At 71.3% G+C, this 2,027-nt stretch carries 2 protein-coding genes and 1 pseudogene; all 3 read left to right on the forward strand.

The features are described from left to right. Positions 1 to 182: pseudogene (locus AC1DY5_RS53215) on the forward strand (acyl-CoA synthetase); the annotation flags it as partial. Beyond that, complete coding sequence (locus tag AC1DY5_RS53220; RefSeq protein WP_478122282.1) at positions 154 to 795, forward strand: LolA-related protein; 642 nt, start codon at positions 154 to 156, stop codon at positions 793 to 795. The pseudogene AC1DY5_RS53215 and the gene AC1DY5_RS53220, both read left to right, overlap by 29 nt. Positions 796 to 833: 38 nt before the next feature. After that, positions 834 to 2,027: MMPL family transporter (locus tag AC1DY5_RS53225; protein WP_478122283.1), on the forward strand; the 1,194-nt coding region annotated here is incomplete at its 3' end.

Raw genomic sequence — 2,027 nt, forward strand, 5'->3', positions numbered from 1 at the left:
GCTACGATGTGCTGTTCGAGCCGCTGGCCGACTTCAGCGAGCGCGTGAGCGACCCTGCCGAGCGGGAACTGCGCATCCGCGCTGCCCTCGAAGCCTACGTGGCGCGGCTCGAGGCGCTGTGCCGCGCCTACCCGTACAACTGGTTCAATTTTCATGATTTCTGGCTCGAAGATCCGCATTGAACGCTGGGCCAGGGCGCTGCTCGCGGCCCTGGCGCTGGGCGCGCTTTTTTTTAATTCGTCCGCCTGGGCCTTCGACCTGCCTGAACTGATGGGCCTGCTGGCGCAGCAGAAGAGCGGCGAGGCGCGCTTCACCGAACAGCGTTTCGTGCGCGGCCTCGAAGGCCCTCTGGACGCCAGCGGCGTGCTGAGCTTCACCGCGCCGGACCGGCTGATGCGCCGCACGCTGTCACCGCGGCCCGAGACGATGAGCGTCGAAGGCAACACCCTGACCCTGTCGCGCGGCGGCCGCACCCGCACGCTGGCCCTTGACAGCATGCCCGAGCTGCTCGGCATGGTCGAGGCCATGCGCGGCACCCTGAGCGGCAATGCCCAGGGCCTGCAGCGCTACTTCCGCAGCACGCTGTCGGGCTCCGCCGGTGGCTGGACGCTGGACCTGGAGCCGATCGACCCGCGCCTGGCCGCGCAGGTGCGCTCGATGCGCCTCAGCGGCCGCGGCGGCGAGGTGCTGGGGATCGACATGGAATTCATCGGTGGCGACCGCTCGGTGATGAGCATCATGCCCGAACGCGGCGCCGGCGCGGCCGCCCCGACGCCCACGCGTTCCGCTCCGTGATCCGAGGCGCCGCCGCACCCGGTCGCCGCCGTGTCGCGTTGACCCTCGGCCTCTGGCTGCTGGCGCTGGCCGCAGGCATCGCGCTGATCGCGCGCACCCATTTCAGCGCCGACCTGTCGGCCTTTCTCCCCGCCAGCCCGGACGCGCGCCAGCAGGTCCTGATCGAGCAGCTGCAAAGCGGCATCGCCTCGCGCACGGTCTTCATCGGCATCGAGGGCGGCAAGGATGCGGCGCAGCGCGCGGCGGTGTCGCGCGCGGTCGCCGGTGCCATGCGCCAGAGCCGGCAGTTCGACCTGGTCCAGAACGGCGACGCCGGCGACTGGAAGTACACCGGCGCCTGGGTCTTCGACCACCGCTACCTGTTGTCGCCCGACGTAACGGCCGAGCGTTTCACCGCGGCCGGGCTGCGCGACGCGATCGTCGACAGCCTGTCGATGCTGGGCACGCCGGCCGGCAATGCGCTCAAGCCGCTGCTGGAGCGCGACCCGACCGGCGAGACGCAGCGCATTGCCGAAGGCCTGATTCCGGCAAGCTCGCCGCGCAGCGAGGAGGGCGTCTGGGTGTCGCGCAGCGTGCCGCGGGCGCTGATCCTGGCCACCACGCACGCCGCGGGCAGCGACCTCGACGCCATCGCCCAGGCGATTGCAACGGTGCAAGGCGCCTTCGATGCCGCCACGCGCGACGTGGCCGGCGCCGGCCCGAAGCTCGAGATGACCGGGGCCCCGGTGTTCTCGGTGCAGAGCCGCGACCAGATCAAGACCGAGGCCATCCACCTGGCAGGGGTCGGCGGGATCGTGATGGGCGCCTTGCTGCTGCTGGCCTTCGCCTCGCCGCGTGCGCTGGTGATCGCGCTGCTGCCGGTGGCCACCGGCGTGGTCGGCGGCACGGCGGCTGTGAGCCTGGTCTTCGGTGAGGTCCACGGCCTTACGATGGGCTTCGGCAGCACGCTGATCGGCGAGACCGTCGACTACGCGATCTACTACCTGATCCAGGCGCGCGGTGCCGCCATTGCCGGCACCGGCTGGCAGCGCTGGCGCGACATCCATTGGCCCACGGTGCGCCTCGGCCTGCTGACCTCGGTCTGCGGGTTCGCGGCCCTGGTGTTCTCGGGTTTCCCGGGACTGGCGCAGCTCGGCGTGTTCTCGATCGCGGGCTTGATCGCAGCCGCGCTTGTGGCGCGCCACGTGCTGCCCGTGCTGGCGCCGGACGGCGCCACCGGCATGGGCATGCGG

The organism is Variovorax sp. P4_D9, from assembly GCF_056401695.1.

Excerpts from the sequence above, each read along its gene's own strand:
- AC1DY5_RS53220 (WP_478122282.1), top strand. The coding sequence starts at position 154 with ATGATTTCTGGCTCGAAGATCCGCATTGAACGCTGGGCCAGGGCGCTG.